Origin of the sequence: Rhodococcoides fascians A25f, from assembly GCF_000760935.2 — a bacterium.
In the GTDB taxonomy this organism is placed as follows: domain Bacteria; phylum Actinomycetota; class Actinomycetes; order Mycobacteriales; family Mycobacteriaceae; genus Rhodococcoides.
The window spans coordinates 2,239,675-2,259,890 of sequence record NZ_CP049744.1; the positions used below are offsets into that span (position 1 = coordinate 2,239,675).

The following is a 20,216-nucleotide window of genomic DNA, read 5'->3' on the forward strand; positions in this document are numbered from 1 at the left end:
TCAAGCCCGCCGTGGTTCCCATCGGCTCATCCCGAGCATGATCATGCGGATCTGCTTCTCGGTCCGCTCGATCAGATCCTTCTCGTTCTGGCTACCCGGTCTGTCGATTTCCAACAGGCCGACCACCGCCGTGAGCATCGTCGAGACGAGCAGATCGGCGGTCATCTCCAGATCGGCGACGTCCCACTGCTCGAGACCGGGCATGCGGGAGAGATCGATGGTCAGCTCACTGACGAACAGTCGGAGCTCGGTGGCGAAGGCGCGCCGAACCTCGGTGACGCCGCCGTACCGCTCACGACTGAGAAAACGGAACTGATCCTCGTGGCTCCGAACCTGGCGGACCAGGATGCCGAAGGATTCGGTTGCCGTCTTGGCGCTCGGGTTGCGACGGGCGTCGCGCAACATCTGCCGCAGCATGCGCATGCTGTCCTCGACGAGAGCGACGCCCAGATCCTCCATCGAGGCGAAGTGGCGGTAGAACGCAGTGGGAACGATGCCGGCCGATCGAGCGACCTCGCGCAGGCTGACACTGGCGAAGGATCGTTCGCGTAGCAGGTCGAGGGTGCCCTCGATGAGGGCTTGACGCGTGCGCTCCTTGCGCTCGGCGCGGGTCCCCGGTTCTGTCACAACGTCCAGTTTATGGGCGCGCATTCTGTGACCTTCCTTCCGGTTCTACCCGGACCCCCGGCGACGGCCGTTTTTGCTGTGTAACGACCGTCACATAAACGTTGACAGGTACCGGTGTCGCTCTGTCACACTCATGTTAGTGCACAATCGTTCACTGAATGGGTCGTTGGTTTCGATCCGGTTAGGGAGGATGGAATGACGCTTCAAGAACGTCCGTCGCGAACGTCGGGTTCGCGCAAGTTCTCGCTTCTTTCCCTGTTCGAGGCCATGGCCACACCCCACGCGCTCGATCGGTACCTCGAGCTCGTCGATCCTATGACGACGGTTCGCGACCTGCGCGGAGAAGTGACCGAGATACACCGGTCCACCGAAGACTCGTTGACGCTCACCATCCGCCCGACACGTCAGTGGAAGGGCTTCAAGGCGGGTCAGTTCGTTCAGGTCGGTGTCGTCATCGACGGTGTTCGGCAGACTCGCTGTTACTCGCCCGCCTGCTCGCAGTACCGCAAGGACGGCCGGATCGAACTGACGATCAAGGCGCATCCCGAAGGCCTGGTGTCGCAGTACCTGCACAAGAACGCGCATGTCGGGCTCGTGGTCAGCCTGTCGCAGGCCGACGGCACGTTCGAGCTTCCCCAACCACGCCCGGCCAAGACGTTGCTGATCAGCGGTGGCAGCGGCATCACGCCGGTGTTGTCGATGCTCAGGTCGCTGCTGGACGAGGGGTACAGCAGCGACCTGACCTTCCTGCACTACGCGTTCACCGAGAACGACGTCGCGTACAAGAAGGACCTGGAGAAGATCGCCGCCGAGCACGAGAACGTGAACATCGTCTTCGCGTACACCGAGCAGAAGACCGGGGGCGACCTGTACGGGTTCTTCGGCCAGGAGCACCTCGATGCCGTGGCCCCGTGGTTCGCAGACGCGGACACGTTCCTGTGCGGCCCTCCCGGACTCATGAAGGGCGTGAGGTCCTTCTTCGACGACGCAGGCCTCGGCGAGCGACTGCACCTCGAGGAGTTCACGCCGTCGTTCGCCACCGTCGGCGACGACGTCACCGGAGTCACCACGTTCTCCGGGAGCGATGTGTCCTCGGAGAACGACGGCGAAACGCTGCTCGAGCAGGCAGAGGCCGCTGGTCTCTCGCCGGCCAACGGGTGCCGGATGGGAATCTGCTTCACCTGCACCTCGGTGAAGAAGTCCGGCTGCACCAAGAACATCAAGACCGGCGAGACCGACACCGAATCCGACAAGAAGATCCAGCTCTGCGTGTCCGTCGCCGTCGGCGACGTCGACATCGACATCTAGGTCCACCCAAGACATTTCGACACACAGACCATCTCGACCCGATCGAATTGGAGATCATCAGATGCTCGGAACGATTCTCTCGATCCTGCCCACCGCGGTCCTACCGTTTCGCCGCAACGAGACGCTGCCGGACGCGCCGACCGTGCTGACCTACGAACAGGTCGAGGAGCTCGGCCGTGAGCTCGACGACCTGCGTGCCCGAACCGTCGCCAAGCTCGGCGACGAGGACCGCGAATACATCTACAAGATCATCAAAGCGCAGCGCGGCTTGGAGATCACCGGACGCGCGTTGATGTACCTGCCGTTCCTCCCGCCGGCATGGCTCGCCGGTGTCGGTGCCCTCGGCGTTGCGAAGATCCTCGACAACATGGAGATCGGCCACAACGTCATGCACGGCCAGTACGACTGGATGCGTGAGCCCGGTCTGAACTCCGAGGTGTTCGAGTGGGACACCGTCTGCCCCGCAGACCAGTGGAAGCACTCGCACAACTACATGCACCACACCTTCACCAACATCGTCGGTATGGACCGCGACATCGGCTACGGCATCCTGCGGATGGACCAGGAACAGAAATGGAATCCGTACTACCTGGGCAACCCGGTGTATGCGTTCCTGTTGATGACGTTCTTCGAGTGGGGCGTCATGCTCCACGACCTCGAGACCGAGAACATCGTCGCGGGCAAGCGCAAGTGGCACGACGTCAAGCCGCTGCTGCAGGGCATGTGGCGCAAGGCGGGCAAGCAGGCGCTCAAGGACTACGTGATCTTCCCGGCGCTGACCGGACCGTTCTTCGCGTCCACCGTGGTCGGAAACGTTGCTGCGAACCTGATTCGCAACGTGTGGACCTACTCGATCATCTTCTGTGGCCACTTCCCGACCGGAGTCCAGACCTTCAGCCAGGAGGAGACCGCCGACGAGAGCCGCGGCGAATGGTACGTGCGTCAGATGTTGGGATCGGCCAACATCGAGGGAACCCCGCTGTTCCACATCATGTCGGGAAACCTCTCGCACCAGATCGAGCACCACCTGTTCCCTGACCTGCCCGCGCATCGCTACCCGCAGATCGCGCCCGAGGTCAAGGCGCTGTGCGAGAAGTACGACCTGCCCTACAACACCGGCGGCTTCTTCCATCAGATCGGTTCCGTGTGGGGCAAGATCTTCAAGCTCGCCCTGCCCAATTCGCTCACGGGGTCGGCAGCTCCGGCCAGTGTTATCGTCGAGCGTAAGAAGACCAGCGCAGCGTGACGACTTCGAAGGGGGCGGTCCTGTTGGTGGGAAAGTTCGAGCGCAACAAGGACACCGTGCAGGAGTTCACCGAATCTGCCGCCAATCACGTCGGCCGGATCGTGGTGATCATCACCGGAGCCGTCCGCGACGTCACCCGTGAAATCGGAGACCTGATCACCGATGGCATCGAAATGCGGGAAGCGGCGAAGAAAGCGGAGCGTGACGCCCCGCTGGGCACCGTGATCAACGGAGAGTTCGAGACTCGCGACCGTCGTTGAGGTAGAGCACTACCGACAAAGCCGCCCGAGTAATGCTCGGGCGGCTTCGTCGTATCTAGCGGCGGTGCAGTCTCCACAGTGACGTCGTCTCGCGCGAGCGGGCCTCGTGCAGCACATCGGAGGAGTCGGTGACTCGCGAGTGCGTCGGTGTGGTGTCGCTACGGTCGACAACCACCAGCCCTGCCGCGTCGAGAGCCCCGAGAAGGTCTGCGCGCGTGACCAATCCGAGCAGTTCGGCGAGGTCGGACAGAACCAACCATGCCTCGCCGTTCGGTGTCAGGTGCCCACCGAGGCGGCTCAGGAATGACTTGAGCATCCGCGAGCCCGGGTCGTAGACCGCGTGCTCGATGCCCGACGTCGGCTTCGTGGGAATCCAGGGCGGATTGCACACGATCAATCCCGCGCGTCCGGTCGGGAAGATGTCGGTCTGCACCACCTCGACTCGATCGGTGCAACCGAGTGCGTCGATGTTCTCTCGTGCACAGGCGACCGATCGCGGGTCCTTGTCGGTGGCGACCACCGAGCTCATGCCGCGGCGGGCGAGCACTGCAGCCAGAACGCCCGAGCCGGTACCGATGTCGAACGCGCGGTCCGTGGGAGGCAGTGGTGCGTCGGCGACGAGTTGGATGTACTCGCCGCGAATGGGGGAGAAGACCCCGTAGTGCGGGTGGATCGAGGCGTCGAGAGCCGGGACGAAGACGCCCTTGCGACGCCACTCGTGTGCGCCGACCATGCCGAGGAGTTCGCGCAACGAGAGCACGCACGGCGCGGCATCGGGGCCGATGGCCTCCGACACTGCGGCCTGGACATCCGGTGCCCGGCCGAGATCGAGGCGGGCACTCGAATCGAGTTCCACCAGAAGCATTCCGAGCACTCGAGCGCGGCGCGCCTGGTATTGGCGATGCAGATGAAACTGCTCGGCGGGCGACGCATCGAGCGACCGTTTGGCGGGCGGAACCCGACGGGTCATCGCGGACAACAGTTGTCGCGCATTGTTGTAGTCACCGCGCCACAGCAGAGCTTCGCCGATCGTGGCCAGCTTGTAGGCCACGTCTGCGGTCGTCGAATCGTCGACGATGCGCACCGCACGAGGCGCGGGAGCACCGTTCTCCGACTGCCAGCGGGAGGTGCGTTCGCTCCCGTCCTCGACCCAGGTGATGTTCATGTCGCGCTGTCGTTCACGCTGCAGTGTGCGGGTACTCCGCACTGCGATGTTGGAAGGCAAGGATATTGGGGTTGACGATGACGCCGCCCCGGATCTCGATCGATCGCTCGATGGTGGAATCGGCGCTCCACGCCGAGGGGCCGTCGAGCACGATCCGCAAGTACGGCAGCAGCGATTCGCTGATCTCCCAGGTGGCCGAATTCCACAGATAGGACGGACTGTGGTCGACGGCGTAGTACCGCACGTTGTCGCCCACTGTGAACATGGGATCGGCGAACGACGTGGGCTTGGCCCACTCGAATCCCATACCCTCGTCGCAGGAGACGTCCACCACGAGGGTGCCCGGCGCGAGGGTGGGTAGGTCCTGGTTCGTCAGGAACGTCAATGGTGAATTGGTATCCTGTAGAACACAATTGACGATGACGTCATGGTCGGCCAGGAAGTGTGACAGTGGTACTCGACCGTCCGGAGTGAGTGCTCGACTCTGGCGAGGGTCGGCGTCGTCGAGATCGAAATTGACGATGTTGGCCGAATGGATCGGCGAACTGACCGCAGTGACTCCGCGTTGGGTGAGAACGTCCACATCGTGAATGCCGTGGGCGTTGAGTGCGGTGACCGCACCGCGAGCGGTGGCTCCGAAGCCGATGACCGCAGCACGCAACCGGCGGCCGTAGTCGCCGGTGGACCCGATCAGTTGCAGTGCATGCAGCACGGAGCAGTAGCCGGCCAATTCGTTGTTCTTGTGGAAGACATGCAGATTGAACGAACCCTCGTTGGTCCAGTGGTTCATGGCCTCGAAGGCAATCAGTGTCAGCTTGCGATCGACGGCGATCTGCGTGAGCTTCTCGTCCTGCACACAGTGGGGCCAGCCCCACAGTGTCTGCCCTGGGCGTAAGGATGCAAGATCCTCCGCCTGCGGCTTGGGCAACAGAATCACATCGCACTCGGCGATGAGCTCCTCGCGTGTGCGAATGCCTGCTACCTGGCCGGCCAGGTGCTCGTCCGAAATTCCGAACGGTTCGCCGTAGCCGGATTCGACGAACATCCGGGCGAGGATATCGGCGTCGATTCGATCGAAATGCAGTGGATGAATCGGTAGTCGACGCTCATCGGGCTTGCGCGAACGTGAGAGGACTCCGAGAGTGAGCTGATGCACGTGTGACCCTTCGTTAAGCGAAGTCAACCACAGTGAGCCGAAGCGTCTTGCGTTCCTGCTGGTCAGAGGGTGCCCCCGGCAGGATTCGAACCTGCGACCAAGGGATTAGAAGGCCCTTGCTCTATCCCCTGAGCTACGGAGGCTGGCACGTACGGGCGAACCCGCTCGAGCACGGTTGACGAGTGTACCTTTCCGTATACGTCGATCGCGCAGGCATGGGTTGGGCGACGGCCGTAGCGGGAAAGCAAAGGTCTCGGAAACGTTCCGATGCATGTCGAAGGAGGTTCGATGCACGACATCCTCGACGACGCGATGAGCGCATGGAAGTCCGACGACATCGCAGCGGTGGCAACCGTGATCCGCACGTTCGATTCTGCACCGCGTCCCGCCGGAGCGGCCATGCTGGTCGGCGCGGACGGCACGGTTGCCGGGTCGGTGTCGGGCGGCTGCGTCGAAGGCTCGGTCTACGAACTCGCACAGGACGTCCTGCGCACCGGAACTCCGGTTCTCACTCGATACGGAGTGTCCGACGACGATGCTTTTGCCGTCGGGCTCACCTGCGGCGGAACACTCGACGTCTTCGTCGAAGTGTTCTCCCGGCAGACGTTCCCGGAACTCGACTCGGTCGTGGCGGACGTGCGCGACAACATTCCCGTCGCGGTGGCGACCGTGGTGTCGCACACCGATCCGGAACGCATCGGCCGAAGGATGGTCGTCGGAGAGGAGGGCACCCGTGGCTCGCTCGGCAGTGCGCGGGCCGACGCAGCCATCGCTGACGACGCGAAAGGGCTTCTGGCATCAGGACGTTCGGCCGTCCTGACGTACGGTCCCGACGGTCAGCGACGAGGTGAGGGCATGGAGGTGTTCGTGTCCAGCCATGCACCGCCGCCCCGAATGCTGGTGTTCGGGGCCATCGATTTCGCCGCCGCGGTAGCGCAGCAGGGCGTTTTCCTCGGCTACCGCGTCACCGTCTGCGATGCGCGTGCAGTCTTCGCCACCCCGCAGCGATTTCCCGCCGCCGAACAGGTCGTCGTCGCCTGGCCGCACGACTACCTGACGGAGCAGTGGTCGGCGGGGGAGTTGGACGCGCGCACTGTTGTCTGTGTGCTCACCCACGACCCCAAGTTCGATGTGCCACTGCTCGAGGTCGCGTTGCGCCTGCCGAGCCTGGCTTTCGTCGGTGCGATGGGCTCACGCCGTACTCATGACGACCGCATGGCTCGGTTGCGCGCAGCGGGGCTGACCGAGTCCGAACTCTCCCGGCTGGCCAGTCCGATCGGTCTCGATCTCGGTGCACGTACGCCTCAGGAGACCGCGGTATCGATCGCGGCGGAGATCATCGCACGCCGCTGGGGCGGCACCGGCGAACCGTTACGGGCCCGACACGGTCGCATTCATCACGACGCGATCGAGGACGGGCGCGGGGGTAAGTACGACGCTGTGTAGGACTCGCCTTTCGAGTATCGCCGATCACCTCCTACTCTGGTGGTATGGCAACACCGGATCTCGAGAAGACCGAACCCTCGACCGCTGAACTCTCGGCGGACGATGTGCGGACCGACGGGGAACCGCGTTCGGCCACCACAACGGTGTTCGTCACTGCCGGCGTCATCGCCGGTGTGGTGGCCGCCCTCATCGTGATGCTCTCCGCGTCCGACGCATTGGTGTTGCTCGGAATCCCGGACCCGGGCCCGGCCACCACCTACGGTCTGCCTGCTATGCGGGCGATCGGCGAGATCGCGGCCGTCATCGCCATCGGGTCCTTCCTGCTGGCAGCGTTTCTGGTGCCGCCGCAGAAGAACGGCGTCCTCGATGTCGACGGCTACCGGGCGGTGCGCACCGGCTCGGTCGCATCCATCGTCTGGGCTGTGTGCTCGCTTCTCCTCGTGCCCCTGACGTTGTCCGACACCTCCGGTCAGCCGTTCACGGAGGCCATCAAGCCGGCGAACCTGTGGATCGCGCTCGATCAGGTGGAGATTGCCAGTGCGTGGCGTTGGACGGCGATCATGGCCGTGGTGCTGGCGATCTTCTCGCGCACCGTGTTGCGGTGGTCCTGGACCCCCGCGCTGCTCGGGTTCTCCCTCGCGACGCTGCTCCCGATCGCGTTGAGCGGCCACTCGTCGGCGGGCGGGTCGCACGATGTCGCGACCAACAGCCTGATCCTGCACCTGGGTGCTGCATCACTGTGGGCAGGCGGGCTGTTCGCGTTGCTGGCGCACGTACGCAGGAAAGGCGCGCACTCCGACGTCGCGGCGCGCCGGTTCTCCACCATCGCCGGCATCTGCTTCGTCGTCATGGGTATCAGCGGCGTCATCAACGCGCTGGTTCGGGTCTCGATCGCCGACCTGTTCACCACCACCTACGGCTTGTTGATCGTGGGGAAGATCGTCGCGTTGATCGTGCTCGGCGGATTCGGGTGGATGCAGCGTCGGCGGGCGCTGCCCGCACTGGTTGCCGACCCCACTGCACGCGGACCGCTGCTTCGCTTCGCCGGGGCCGAGGTGCTCGTTCTCGCCGCGACCATCGGCCTGGCCGTCGGGCTCGGGCGCACACCTCCGCCGGCCGAGTTCGATCCCAACCTCACACCCGCGGAGGCGGCACTCGGATACGACCTGAGCGGACCGCCCACGTTCGCACGAATGGCCTTCGACTGGCGCTTCGACCTGATCTTCGGCACCGCCGCGATCGTGATGGCCGTGGTGTATCTGATCGGCGTTCGTCGTCTGCGGCTGCGCGGCGACGCGTGGCCGGTGGGACGAACCGTCGCCTGGATTCTCGGCTGCCTCACGTTGCTGATCAGCACGTCCTCGGGAATCGGTCGCTATTCCACCGCGGTGTTCAGCGTGCACATGACCGGACACATGATGCTCTCGATGCTGGCACCTGTCCTCCTCGCGCTCGGCGGAGCACTGACGTTGGCGTTGCGAGTCCTGCCCGCAGCAGGCAAGGACGGTGTCCCCGGAATGCGCGAGTGGTTGCTGCTCGGCCTGCACAGTCGCATTTCGCAGTTCGTGACTCACCCACTCGTAGCGGCGTTGATCTTCGTCGGCGGCTTCTACGTGCTGTACCTCGGCGGGATATTCGGAGCCGTGCTGGACAGTCACGGCGCGCACCTGCTGATGAATCTGCACTTCGTACTCAGTGGCTACCTGTTCTACTGGACGGTCATCGGCGTCGATCCGTCGCCGCGCAAGATCGCGCCGGTCACGAAACTGGCGGTCGTGTTCGGATCACTGCCGTTCCACGCGTTCTTCGGGGTGGCCCTGATGAGCATGAACACCGTGATGGGTGCCTGGTTCTACCGGACCCTCGGACTGGATTGGAATTCCGACCTGCTCGGAGATCAGAAGCTCGGCGGCGGTATCGCCTGGGCCACAGGCGAAGTTCCGCTGGTGCTTGTCATGTTGGCGCTGCTGATCCAGTGGTCTCGGAGCGACGACAGAGATGCCAGGCGCGGCGACCGCGCCGCCGAGCGCGATCACGACGCAGAATTGGCGGCCCACAATGCGATGTTCGCCGAGCTCGCCCGACGAGATCAGACGGGTGGACGCTGACCGAACCGGGTCATTCGCTCTCGGCAATTTTGCCGAGTAGTCGATTCAGCTCCACGCGTTCGGCCGACTCGAGGCCGTCGAACATCTCGGACGACACCTGACGACGCGCGTCGTCTATCCGGTCCAGCAGTGCGCGACCGGTATCGGTCAGCGTCACCAGCACGGCCCGCCGATCACTCGGATCCGGCTGCCGCATCACCAGCTGCGCCGCTTCGAGCGAGTCGACGATGTCGGTGGCCGATCGCGCCACGATGCGGAGGTGCTCGGCGAGATCGCGCAGACGCATCGATTCCTGCTCACGGGCCAGGACGTGCAGGGCCCGGCTCTGTGAGGGATTGAGTCCGAACGGTTCGAGCGCACTCATGTGGCTGCGCCGGATGCGCCGCGCGACAGCCATGAAACTTTCGCTCAGATTGGTCGAAGGTCCGGGATCCATGGAACGGATCATAGCGAGGGTTGCTCGCAACCTCATAGTGAGGTAACCTCTGCATATTGCTTCAGTGACCCTGCTCTTCAACTTCCCTGGAGGTCTACTTGGAAAGCCGACCCGAACGTTCTCTTCCCGCATCCGATCCAGCACCCGTCAGCCGAGTCCTGGCTCTGTTCACGCCCTACCGGCGCAAGATCGCCATCGTCAGTGCGATCATCGTGGCCAGTGCGATCATCGCCCTCGCCTCTCCCTTACTCCTTCGCGAACTCCTCGATCATGCGATCCCCGACCGTGACGTCACCCTCGTCACTCTCATCGCGCTCGGCATGATCGCAGTTGCAGTCGCCACCAACACCCTCGGCGTCGTGCAGACCTGGATGTCCAACGGCGTCGGCCAGCAACTCATGCACGACCTCCGCGTACAGGTCTACTCGCACCTGCACCGGCAGTCCCTCGGATTCTTCGCTCGTACGCGCACCGGTGAGGTGCAATCGCGTATCGCCAACGACATCGGCGGTATGCAATCGGTCGTCACCAACACCGCGACCTCCATCGCTCAGAACGCAACCACCGTCGTCGCGACGGTGATCGCACTCTTCCTGCTCGACTGGAAACTCGCCACGTTCTCGTTGATCATCCTGCCGGTATTCGTTCGGGTCGCGCGCCGCATCGGCGACGAGCGCCGCAAGATCTCGACCAGGCGACAGAAGTTGCTCAGCGACCTCTCGGTTCAGATCGAGGAATCCCTTTCTGTCAGCGGCATTCTGCTGGGCAAGACCACCGGTTCCGCACAGGTGTTGACCGAGAAGTTCGCCGACCGATCCCATGAAGTGGCCGGCGTCGAGCTCGCAGCGATGATGGCGGGAAAGTGGCGAATGGCCACCATCCAGATCAGTTTCGCGGTCATGCCTGCGTTGGTGTACTGGTTCGCCGGCATCACCATCGGCCAGGGGAGCGCGTTGACGATCGGAACTCTGGTTGCCTTCACTGCTCTGCAAACTCAATTGTTCAGGCCCACCATGCAATTGCTCAACACCGGGGTGGAGGTGCAGGCCTCACTCGCCCTGTTCGGGCGGGTGTTCGAGTACCTCGATCTGCCGATCGACGTAGCCGAGCCGGCGCATCCGGTGGCGCTGCCCCGTGAGGCCGTGCACGGCGACGTCGCCTTCCGCGGCGTCGATTTCACCTATGCCGCGGCGACAGCTCCGACCTTGAGCGACATCGACCTCGAGGTCCCGGCTGGAAGCACTCTGGCCCTGGTCGGTGCCACCGGATCGGGCAAGACGACTCTGGGCTATCTCGTTGCGCGACTGCATGATCCGACGTCCGGATCGGTGACCATCGATGGCATCGATCTGCGGGAGATGGCGTCGGAGAACATCGCCGACCTGGTCGGCGTCGTCTCACAGGAGACATACCTGTTCCACGCCACCATCAGGGAGAATCTGCGGTTCGCCAAGCCCGATGCCTCCGACGAAGAGATTTTCGCGGCCGCCCGAACGGCGCAGATCCACGATTTCATCGATGGTCTCGACGACGGCTACGACACGATGGTCGGTGAGCGCGGATACCGGTTCTCGGGTGGTGAGAAGCAGCGGATCGCGATCGCGCGAACCGTCTTGCGGAACCCGCCGATTCTGGTGCTCGACGAAGCGACGAGTGCCCTCGACAACCGCACCGAACGTGCAGTGCAAACGGCACTCGACGGTCTGATGGACGGTCGAACGACCATCCTCATCGCGCATCGACTGTCGACGGTGCGCTCCGCGGATCGCATCGCAGTCCTCGACCACGGGATCGTTCGTGAGGTCGGAAGCCACGAATCCCTGTTGGAGCAGGGCGGCATGTACGCCCAATTGGTTCGAGCCGCAGACGATGTCGTGGACAGTGTGGCTGCATGAGCGAGACCGGGTGATCCCACTGCGGACCATCGCGGGGCGCGTCGAGTGCGAGATCGAGATCAAGAAATCTCGCTTTGTCGCGGTCGTCGATCGCGCGGCCACCGAATCAGACGCGCGAGTGCTGATCGAACGCGCCCGCAAGGCCGATCCTGCTGCTGGGCATCACTGTTCGGCGTTCGTTGTCGACGCGTCGTCCACCGATCAACGCATCGAGCGGTCCAACGACGACGGTGAACCCAGTGGCACGGCAGGGATGCCGATGCTGGAGGTGCTGCGTGGACATCACCTGACGAACGTCGTCGCAGTGGTCAGTAGATACTTCGGTGGAACCAAGCTCGGCACCGGTGGCCTGGCCCGCGCCTACTCCGGCGCGGTGACCGAGGCGCTGACCGGCGCGGCATTTCTCATCCGGGAGCGACGCGAGATCCTGACCCTCGAACTCGATCACGCCGAGGTGGGTCGAGTCGAATCGGAACTTCGCGGGCACGGAGTGCTCGTGGTGGGGACTTCCTATGCGGCCCGTGCGGTCCTGACCGTCGCGGCTACGGATACCGATTCGGTTGCGGCACTTGTTGCTTCGCTCACTGCCGGACGCGTGGCCCCGGTACGCAGCGGGCACATGTACGTGGAAATTCCGGACTAGCACAGCACACCGACATTCTGGGGTCGGACGAGCCCCGATCCGGGCCGTTCATCCACAGGGCACGCGTCTGTCCACATTTTGCGAACACGTTCACCACGGACGTCCTGCGCGTAGCAGTCTCGAATTCGATCGCAATCACGCGATACTTCAATCGAGAGGGCAGAGAACCATGTACGAAGCACAATGCGCCGTGGTCGGCACAGTCATCACCAACCCCGTCAAGCGGTCCACACCCACCGGCGACGAAGTCCTCAGCTTTCGGATGGCCAGCAACGCTCGGCGTCAGGACCGCAACACGGGTGAATGGACCGACGGCGGAACCCTGTACCTGACGGTCACGTGCTGGCGCCGTCTGGTGCGCGGAGTCGGAGCCTCACTGATGAAGGGCGATCCGATCATCGCCTACGGACAGTTGCGAACCAACGAATACACCAATCGGGACGGACTCGAGCGTGCCGATCTCGAGATGAGCGCCAGTGCGGTCGGGCCGGACCTCGCGCGGTGCAACGTCTCGATCCATCGGACCAAAGCTGTGGTGCCCGAGGCGGCGACGGACGGAGATCCGGGAGCGGCGGAACCCCTCCACAGCGATCGGGAGTCGATGGCGGACCGAGAATCGATCGACGAGGACGTTCGAGAGTCGGTACCGGCCTGAACGACTGCCCGCATCCGCCGTCCACGCTGCATCGGAAGCTGCGATCGAGTGTGGACGGCGGATGCGGGCTCGGCACCTTCTCGGGCGATGGTGTTCGGACGAGCTCGCACCGATAAGCTGGGCCTCATGGCTGAATTCATTTACACCATGAAGAAGGTGCGCAAGGCGCACGGCGACAAAGTCATCCTCGACGACGTGACGATGAGCTTCTATCCGGGAGCGAAGATCGGCGTCGTCGGCCCCAACGGCGCCGGTAAGTCCAGCATCCTCAAGATCATGGCGGGAATCGATCAGCCCGGAAACGGTGAGGCGTTCCTCGCTCCCGGTGCATCGGTCGGCATCCTCATGCAGGAGCCGGTTCTCGACGACACCAAGACCGTTCGCGAGAACGTCGAGGACGGTCTCGGCGAAACGATGGTCCAGCTCAAGCGCTACAACGAGATCGCCGAGCTGATGGCCACCGACTACTCCGACGAGCTGATGGAGGAGATGGGCGAGCTGCAGGAGAAGCTCGACCACGCCGATGCGTGGGAGATCGACTCTCAGCTGGAGCAGGCGATGGACGCGCTGCGCTGCCCGCCGCCGGAGTCTCCCGTCACCAACCTCTCCGGTGGCGAGAAGCGCCGTGTGGCGCTGTGCAAGTTGCTCCTGAGCAAGCCCGACCTGCTGCTGCTCGACGAGCCGACCAACCACCTCGACGCCGAGAGCGTGCTGTGGCTCGAGCAGCACTTGGCCGCCTACGCCGGTGCCATTCTCGCCGTGACCCACGATCGGTACTTCCTCGATCACGTCGCGCAGTGGATCGCCGAGGTCGACCGCGGCCACCTGTACCCGTACGAGGGCAACTACTCCACCTACCTGGAGAAGAAGGCCGAGCGCCTCGAGGTCTCGGGCAAGAAGGACCAGAAGCTGCAGAAGCGACTCAAGGACGAACTGGCCTGGGTTCGCTCCGGTGCCAAGGCTCGCCAAGCCAAGAGCAAGTCTCGTCTGGCTCGCTACGACGAGATGGTGGCCGAGGCGGAGAAGACCAGGAAGCTCGACTTCGACGAGATCCAGATACCGAACCCGCCGCGCCTGGGCGACGTCGTGGTCGAGGTCAAGAGCCTCGACAAGGGCTTCGACGGCCGCGTGCTGATCAAGGATCTGTCGTTCACGTTGCCCCGCAACGGCATCGTCGGCGTCATCGGCCCCAACGGTGTCGGAAAGACGACGCTGTTCAAGACCATCGTCGGGCTCGAGGAGCCGGACGGCGGCGAGGTGAAGATCGGTCAGACCGTCAAGCTCAGCTACGTCGACCAGAACCGCTCGGGCATCGACTCGAAGAAGACGGTCTGGGAAACGGTCTCCGACGGACTGGACTTCATCACCGTCGGCAGCTCCGAGTTTCCGTCCCGTGCGTACATCAGCTCGTTCGGATTCAAGGGCCACGATCAGCAGAAGCCTGCCGGAGTGCTCTCCGGTGGTGAGCGGAACCGTCTGAACCTGGCGATGACGCTCAAGCAGGGCGGCAACCTGATCCTGCTCGACGAGCCGACCAACGACCTCGACGTCGAAACGCTCGGATCGCTCGAGAACGCGCTCGAAGAATTCCCCGGTTGCGCCGTGGTCATCTCGCACGATCGCTGGTTCCTCGACCGCACCTGCACGCACATCCTGGCGTGGGAAGGTGGCTTCGGCGACAACGAGGCAGCGTGGTACTGGTACGAGGGCAACTTCGAGGGCTACGAGGCCAACAAGGTCGAGCGTCTCGGGCCCGACGCAGCACGTCCGCATCGCGTCACACACCGGAAGCTGACCAGGGACTGACATGTCGGGAAAGACCTTCACCTGCACTCTTCAGGTGCGGTGGGGAGATTCCGATCGCCTCGGCCACGTCAACAACACCAGGTTCGTCGAATACCTCCAGGAAGGCCGCGTTCAGTTCCTGAACGCGGTCTTGGGAGGTTCGGGGCCACGGGGCGCAGCGGTGGTTCGTAAGCTCACCACCGATTTTCTGCATCCGATACTCGACGACTCGGGACCGTTGACGATCGAACTGTGGGTCACTCGGATCGGGAACACCTCGTACGGCGTCGAGCATGTGGTCACCGACCGCGACGGAACGGTCTGCGCGAGCGCGGAGGCATTGATGGTCGCCTTCGATCTCGCAACCTCCTCGTCTCGCGCTCTGAGCGAGGACGAGCGACGTCTCCTCACGGAGTATCTCGTCGCGGGAATCGAGTCCCCGGAATAGTTCGCCGCGCTGGGTCTGCAAGGTCACTGCGGTAATCGAGTCTTCGACACTAAGGTCGAGGAGTCATCGACGACCGGCGATCGGCGGGCGTCGGGAAAAATCCTCACGAGGGAGTACTCGAACACCATGCCGCGCTCGCTGGACCTGACCGACAACGCCTGGGCCGACGGGCTCGACGACCGCCTTCTGAGCGAGCTGGAGAAGCTGCGCGCCGAGTACTTCGAGCACGTGGACACCACCGCCGTCGGGGCGTCTGCACACGCGCCCGACATCACGTCGTTCCGCCGGCACGTTCGGCTCGCCGCCCAGCGTCTGCCGGAGACGGCGAACGTGGCCGTTCACCGACCGAGTGAGTCGGGTTCGGCAGCGCAGCAGGCCGCCGGAAGCTATCTGCAGATCGTCACCGACGACATGCCGCTCCTCGTCGAATCGATCATTTCGCTTCTTGCCCGTCTCGGCATCGAGTACACCGACGTCGTGCACCCGATTCTGTCGGTCGCCCGCGAGGCCGACGGCGTGCTGACGGGCCTGAGCTCGAGCGGATCGCACGAGTCCTGGATCCACGTTCAGCTCCATCCCTCCACCTCCGAAGATGCGGTAGCCCGGCTCGAGTCGGAGGCGAGCCGCGTACTCGCCGACGTTCGCCAGGTCGTCGGCGACACCGATCGAATGCGTCGAGTACAGGCAGAGGTCGCCGATCGCCTGGACGAGGTTGCTCAGCGGGCCGACGCTGCGGATTCCGACGCTTCCGATACCGGCAGTGCCGTCGAACATCGCGACGCAGCTGCTTTGCTGCGCTGGCTCGGCGACGGCCACTACACACTGCTCGGCTACCGGCGGTACCGCATCGATCAGGTCGACGGCGACCGGACAGCGACCGGCGACGAGTCGAGCAGCCTCGGGGTCCTACGCGACTCTGTGCACCACGTGGACGGCCCCGAACCTGTGGGACAGCGCGATCTGGTGACGTTGACCCAAGGAGCGAGCCCGGCCACGGTGCATCGTGCCGTCTACCCCTACTTCGTGAGTGTTCTCGACGACGACGATTCCGCGGAACATCGGTTTGTCGGCGTCTTCACCGTGACTGCGTTGCACGAGAACGTGCTCGACATTCCGGTCATCGAGCGGCGGGTGCGCTCGGTGATCGCCCGCGCAGGCCACGATCTCGGTTCGTTCTCGGGTCAGGCCATGCTCGAAGTGCTGCAATCGATGCCGCGCTCGGAACTGTTCGCCACCACCGCGTCGTGGCTGTTCGAGACGGCGAGTGCGGTGCTTGCGCTCGGCCGTCGGCGCAAGGTCAAGCTGTTCCTGCGGCCCGACGCCAGCGGCTCCTTCGTTTCCGCCCTGGTGTATCTACCGCGAGATCGGTACACCACCCGTGTCCGCCTGGCTATCCAGGATCGATTGCTCCGCGAACTCGGCGGAACTTCGCTCGATTACACGGCACGCGTCACGGAATCGGATCTGGCACTGTTGCACGTCACCGTGCGTCGGGCACCCGGGACTGCGGCGACCGAACTGTCGGCCGAGGACATCACTCGGATCGAGGCGGCACTCACCGAGACCACCAGAACCTGGGAAGATTCGCTCGGCGACGCCGTCTCCCTGGACCGTACGGTCGATCCGCTGCGGATTCAGCGGTACACCGACGCGTTCCCGGAGGCCTACAAGCAGGACTTCAGTCCGGCACGGGCCGTGACCGACATTGCTCGCCTCGAAGCGCTCGGCGACGAGTCGATCGATATGCAGCTCTATCGCAACGAGCAGTCCGCGGTGGGGAGCTGGCGTTTCTCGCTGTACATCGGCGGCGCGGGCGTCTCGTTGTCTCAGGTGTTGCCCATCCTGCAGAGCCTCGGTGTCGAGGTGGACGACGAACGGCCGTACCCGGTGGTGCGACCGGACGGAATGTCTTGCTGGATCTACGATTTCGGGCTGTCGGCTTCGCGAGAGATGCTGCACTCGGCAATCGACGGCGACATCGACGCAGAGCTGTCCGAGGCGGGTACCGCCGATCGTGAGAGCCGAGTTCAGCACCGCTTCACCGATGCATTCGCAGCAGTGTGGAGCGGTCAGGCCGAGGCAGACCGGTTCAACGAACTGGTGATGCGTGCCGGCCTGCACTGGCGGCAGGCAGTGGTGTTGCGTGCGTACGCGAAGTACTTGCGCCAGGCCGGTTTTCCCTACAGTCAGTTCAACATCGAGGGTGTACTGCTGACACATCCGCGCACGGCGCGGTTGCTCGTCGGCCTGTTCGAGGCGCAGTTCGACCCCGAGGTGAGCTCCGAGGAGAACGCGCAGGCGATCGGCACCCAGCTGGGGGAGTTGATCGACCAGGTCGTCAGCCTCGACGCCGACCGCATTCTGCGCAGCATGTTCGAGCTGATCCGCGCGACACTACGTACCAACCATTTCGTGATGGGGGCCGATGGCAGCCGCCGTCAGTACCTCTCGCTCAAGTTCGACCCGCAGTCGATCGCCGAATTGCCCAAGCCGAAGCCGAAATTCGAGATCTTCGTCTACTCGCCCCGCGTCGAGGGAGTGCACCTACGGTTCGGTGCCGTGGCCCGCGGAGGCCTGCGCTGGTCGGATCGCCGTGAGGATTTCCGCACGGAGATTCTCGGGCTGGCGAAAGCGCAGATGGTCAAGAACGCCGTCATCGTCCCGGTCGGTGCCAAGGGCGGATTCGTCGTCAAACGTCCGCCGGTGGTCACCGGTGACGCCGATCGAGATCGCCAGGCATACGCCGAGGAAGGCAAGGCCTGCTATCGGTTGTTCATCGCCGGGCTGCTCGACATCACCGACAATCTCGATCGTGCAACAGGTTCGGTGTCGGTACCCGAGGGCGTCGTGCGCCGAGACGGAGACGACACCTACCTCGTCGTCGCCGCAGACAAGGGCACCGCGACGTTCTCCGACATGGCCAACGACGTTGCCGCGCAATACGGCTTCTGGCTCGGCGACGCCTTCGCCTCCGGTGGGTCGGCGGGCTACGACCACAAGGCCATGGGTATCACGGCCAAGGGCGCGTGGGAAAGCGTCAAGCGACACTTCCGTGAGCTCGGAATCGACACGCAGAGTCAGGATTTCACCGTCGTCGGTGTCGGTGACATGAGTGGGGACGTGTTCGGTAACGGCATGCTGTTGAGCCGGCACATTCGCCTGCTCGCCGCTTTCGACCATCGGCACATCTTTCTCGATCCCAACCCGGAGCGGGAGTCGTCGTTCGCCGAGCGAGAGCGCCTGTTCGCGCTGCCGAGGTCGTCGTGGGCGGACTACGACACCTCGCTGATCAGCGAGGGCGGCGGAGTGTGGGAGCGGACGCGCAAGTCGGTTCCCATCAGCGCCGCAGCACGTACGGCGCTCGGGCTGGGGGACTCGGTCGAGTCGTTGTCTCCGCCGGAATTGGTGAACGCGATCCTGAAGGCTCCCGCCGATCTGCTGTGGAACGGCGGAATCGGCACTTACATCAAGGCCTCCACGGAGACCAACGCCGAGGTGGGCGACAAGGCCAACGACGCGGTTCGCGTCGACGGGATCGATGTGCGAGCGGCCGTCGTGGGGGAGGGTGGCAACCTCGGTGCCACCGCACTGGGACGTATCGAATACGCCGCAGCCGGCGGCAAGATCAACACCGACGCCGTCGACAACTCTGCGGGCGTCGACTGCTCCGACCACGAGGTCAACATCAAGATCCTGCTGGAGACAGCCATCACCAACGGGAACCTGGCACGTGAGGACAGGGACGAGTTGCTCGCGTCCATGACCGACGAGGTGGGTCGACTGGTGTTGTGGGACAACATCATGCAGAACGAGCTGCTCGGCACGTCCAGGTTCGATGCGCCCAGTCTCGTCACCGTGCACAGTCGAGTGATCGAGGATCTGGAAGTACGTCGGGGACTCGACCGTGAGCTCGAGGCCCTGCCGACCGAGGCTGATCTACGACGACGAAAGCAGGACGGTCGAGGACTGACGTCGCCGGAACTCGCCACCTTGATGGCGCATGTGAAACTGGCGTTGGAAGCGGAGCTGCTCGACAGCGAGCTCCCCGACAGCGACGTCTTTGCTCCGCGCTTGCCCAAGTACTTCCCCGAACCACTGCGGGAGCCGTACGCCGAGGCGATCAAGGCGCATCCGCTCCGGCGTCAGCTGGTGGCGACGACACTGGCGAACGAGGCCATCGATTGCGGCGGAATCACGTTTCCCTACAGGCTGACCGAGGATTCCGGTGCGGCGGGCACCGACGCCATTCGGGCGTTCGCCGCCGCCACCGAGATTTTCGGACTCGACGAGGTGTGGAATTCCATCCGTGCCGCGGATGTGCCGACCGCAGTCTCGGCCGAATTGCTGCTCGAATCGCGTCGCATGCTCGACCGTGTGTCGCGCTGGCTGCTCGCCAACCGCCCACAGCCTCTGGCTGTCGGAGCGGAGATCAGCCGGTACGCCGGTCAGGTTCGGGCCCTGCAACCGTCGGTGTCCACGTGGATCGCCGGGCACCAGGCCAGTGATCTGGACGTGCGGTCGGCAGCCGCGATCGAACGAGGTGCACCGGCCGGGCTGGCCAGGCGCATCTACGGCCTGCTCGACGTGTACTGCCTACTCGACATCATCGATATCGCGGACATCGTCGATCGAGACGGAGCCGAGGTAGCCGAGCTCTACTTCGCTCTCGATGCGCACATCGGAATCGACTGGCTGCTGTCGGCCGTCTCCAAACTGGCCCGCGGAGATCGTTGGCACTCGTTGGCGCGCTTGGCTCTTCGCGACGACCTGTATTCCTCGCTGAGAGGAATCACGCAGGCGGTGCTGGCCGGCGGGGAACCGGACGAGTCGGTGGCAGAAAAGATCGCGGAATGGGAATCGACCAATTCCTCCCGCCTGGCGAGGTCGCGTGCTGCGTTGACCGAGATCGCCGAGTCGGGAACCCTGGACTTGGCAACGCTGTCGGTTGCCGCCCGCCAGGTCCGCAACATGATGCCCTGACCCGAATCCGGAGCAAGGGAATCCGCGACACTCGACCGAGAAGAGGAAACGACCACGT

Annotated in this window: 15 protein-coding genes and 1 tRNA gene; 11 read left to right on the top strand and 5 right to left on the bottom strand. The window is 64.1% G+C overall.

Features of this window, described 5'->3' with window-relative positions; translation table 11 throughout:
* Positions 1 to 651: a TetR family transcriptional regulator gene (locus tag BH93_RS10640; RefSeq protein ID WP_230592413.1), complete on the bottom strand. Its 651-nt coding sequence runs from the start codon at positions 649 to 651 to the stop codon at positions 1 to 3.
* A 171-nt stretch (positions 652 to 822) separates the two neighbouring features.
* On the opposite strand from BH93_RS10640, the gene BH93_RS10645 reads away from it, so the two are divergent.
* From BH93_RS10645 to BH93_RS10655, 3 genes are all read left to right on the top strand, one after another.
* Complete coding sequence (locus BH93_RS10645; RefSeq protein WP_032402360.1) at positions 823 to 1,935, top strand: ferredoxin reductase; 1,113 nt, start codon at positions 823 to 825, stop codon at positions 1,933 to 1,935.
* Positions 1,936 to 1,996: 61 nt separating this feature from the next.
* Positions 1,997 to 3,181 carry a fatty acid desaturase family protein gene (locus BH93_RS10650; RefSeq protein WP_032402361.1) on the top strand — a complete coding sequence of 395 codons (1,185 nt, stop codon included), beginning with the start codon at positions 1,997 to 1,999 and terminating at the stop codon, positions 3,179 to 3,181.
* A gap of 23 nt (positions 3,182 to 3,204) precedes the next feature.
* Positions 3,205 to 3,441 carry a hypothetical protein gene (locus BH93_RS10655; protein WP_032379604.1) on the top strand — a complete coding sequence of 79 codons (237 nt, stop codon included), beginning with the start codon at positions 3,205 to 3,207 and terminating at the stop codon, positions 3,439 to 3,441.
* 55 nt (positions 3,442 to 3,496) lie between these two features.
* On the opposite strand, the gene BH93_RS10660 is transcribed toward BH93_RS10655, so the two are convergent.
* The 3 genes from BH93_RS10660 to BH93_RS10670 all read right to left on the bottom strand — a co-directional run bounded on the left by BH93_RS10660 (position 3,497) and on the right by BH93_RS10670 (position 5,905).
* Positions 3,497 to 4,606, bottom strand: coding sequence for a methyltransferase (locus tag BH93_RS10660; RefSeq protein ID WP_037177808.1), 1,110 nt, complete (start codon positions 4,604 to 4,606; stop codon positions 3,497 to 3,499).
* 13 nt (positions 4,607 to 4,619) lie between these two features.
* Positions 4,620 to 5,762: a N(5)-(carboxyethyl)ornithine synthase gene (locus tag BH93_RS10665; RefSeq protein ID WP_037177227.1), complete on the bottom strand. Its 1,143-nt coding sequence runs from the start codon at positions 5,760 to 5,762 to the stop codon at positions 4,620 to 4,622.
* Positions 5,763 to 5,832: 70 nt separating this feature from the next.
* Positions 5,833 to 5,905 (bottom strand) — tRNA-Arg (locus BH93_RS10670).
* Between the two features lie 145 nt (positions 5,906 to 6,050).
* Between BH93_RS10670 and BH93_RS10675 the strand changes: the two genes are divergently transcribed.
* Together BH93_RS10675 and BH93_RS10680 are read left to right on the top strand one after the other, a co-directional pair.
* Entirely contained in the window at positions 6,051 to 7,208 is a 1,158-nt protein-coding gene (locus BH93_RS10675; RefSeq protein WP_037177811.1) for an XdhC family protein, read from the top strand.
* Positions 7,209 to 7,252: 44 nt separating this feature from the next.
* On the top strand, positions 7,253 to 9,316 hold the full coding sequence (locus BH93_RS10680; protein WP_037177228.1) for a cytochrome c oxidase assembly protein: 2,064 nt from the start codon (positions 7,253 to 7,255) through the stop codon (positions 9,314 to 9,316).
* A gap of 10 nt (positions 9,317 to 9,326) precedes the next feature.
* Here BH93_RS10680 and BH93_RS10685 read toward each other — a convergent pair whose 3' ends face one another.
* Positions 9,327 to 9,752 carry a MarR family winged helix-turn-helix transcriptional regulator gene (locus BH93_RS10685; protein ID WP_032379238.1) on the bottom strand — a complete coding sequence of 142 codons (426 nt, stop codon included), beginning with the start codon at positions 9,750 to 9,752 and terminating at the stop codon, positions 9,327 to 9,329.
* A 98-nt stretch (positions 9,753 to 9,850) separates the two neighbouring features.
* On the opposite strand from BH93_RS10685, the gene BH93_RS10690 reads away from it, so the two are divergent.
* The 6 genes from BH93_RS10690 to BH93_RS10715 all read left to right on the top strand — a co-directional run bounded on the left by BH93_RS10690 (position 9,851) and on the right by BH93_RS10715 (position 20,158).
* Positions 9,851 to 11,647, top strand: coding sequence for an ABC transporter ATP-binding protein (locus BH93_RS10690; RefSeq protein ID WP_052065831.1), 1,797 nt, complete (start codon positions 9,851 to 9,853; stop codon positions 11,645 to 11,647).
* A gap of 10 nt (positions 11,648 to 11,657) precedes the next feature.
* The gene (locus tag BH93_RS10695; RefSeq protein ID WP_242459181.1) at positions 11,658 to 12,290 is read left to right on the top strand and encodes an IMPACT family protein; all 633 of its coding nucleotides are present in this window, start codon (positions 11,658 to 11,660) and stop codon (positions 12,288 to 12,290) included.
* Positions 12,291 to 12,459: 169 nt separating this feature from the next.
* Entirely contained in the window at positions 12,460 to 12,945 is a 486-nt protein-coding gene (locus BH93_RS10700; RefSeq protein ID WP_037177229.1) for a single-stranded DNA-binding protein, read from the top strand.
* Positions 12,946 to 13,071: 126 nt separating this feature from the next.
* On the top strand, positions 13,072 to 14,751 hold the full coding sequence (ettA, locus tag BH93_RS10705; RefSeq protein ID WP_032402531.1) for an energy-dependent translational throttle protein EttA: 1,680 nt from the start codon (positions 13,072 to 13,074) through the stop codon (positions 14,749 to 14,751).
* A 1-nt stretch (position 14,752) separates the two neighbouring features.
* Complete coding sequence (locus BH93_RS10710) at positions 14,753 to 15,178, top strand: acyl-CoA thioesterase (RefSeq protein WP_037177230.1); 426 nt, start codon at positions 14,753 to 14,755, stop codon at positions 15,176 to 15,178.
* A gap of 126 nt (positions 15,179 to 15,304) precedes the next feature.
* On the top strand, positions 15,305 to 20,158 hold the full coding sequence (locus tag BH93_RS10715) for an NAD-glutamate dehydrogenase (RefSeq protein WP_037177231.1): 4,854 nt from the start codon (positions 15,305 to 15,307) through the stop codon (positions 20,156 to 20,158).
* Positions 20,159 to 20,216 lie beyond the last annotated feature (58 nt).

What these genes read in the sequence shown, in the direction of transcription:
- BH93_RS10645 (WP_032402360.1), top strand. Translation starts at nt 823, where the DNA reads ATGACGCTTCAAGAACGTCCGTCGCGAACGTCGGGTTCGCGCAAGTTC.
- BH93_RS10700 (WP_037177229.1), top strand. Translation starts at nt 12,460, where the DNA reads ATGTACGAAGCACAATGCGCCGTGGTCGGCACAGTCATCACCAACCCC.
- ettA (WP_032402531.1), top strand. Translation starts at nt 13,072, where the DNA reads ATGGCTGAATTCATTTACACCATGAAGAAGGTGCGCAAGGCGCACGGC.
- BH93_RS10675 (WP_037177811.1), top strand. Translation starts at nt 6,051, where the DNA reads ATGCACGACATCCTCGACGACGCGATGAGCGCATGGAAGTCCGACGAC.
- BH93_RS10715 (WP_037177231.1), top strand. Translation starts at nt 15,305, where the DNA reads ATGCCGCGCTCGCTGGACCTGACCGACAACGCCTGGGCCGACGGGCTC.
- BH93_RS10650 (WP_032402361.1), top strand. Translation starts at nt 1,997, where the DNA reads ATGCTCGGAACGATTCTCTCGATCCTGCCCACCGCGGTCCTACCGTTT.
- BH93_RS10660 (WP_037177808.1), bottom strand. Translation starts at nt 4,606, where the DNA reads ATGAACATCACCTGGGTCGAGGACGGGAGCGAACGCACCTCCCGCTGG.
- BH93_RS10685 (WP_032379238.1), bottom strand. Translation starts at nt 9,752, where the DNA reads ATGGATCCCGGACCTTCGACCAATCTGAGCGAAAGTTTCATGGCTGTC.
- BH93_RS10640 (WP_230592413.1), bottom strand. Translation starts at nt 651, where the DNA reads ATGCGCGCCCATAAACTGGACGTTGTGACAGAACCGGGGACCCGCGCC.
- BH93_RS10710 (WP_037177230.1), top strand. Translation starts at nt 14,753, where the DNA reads ATGTCGGGAAAGACCTTCACCTGCACTCTTCAGGTGCGGTGGGGAGAT.
- BH93_RS10680 (WP_037177228.1), top strand. Translation starts at nt 7,253, where the DNA reads ATGGCAACACCGGATCTCGAGAAGACCGAACCCTCGACCGCTGAACTC.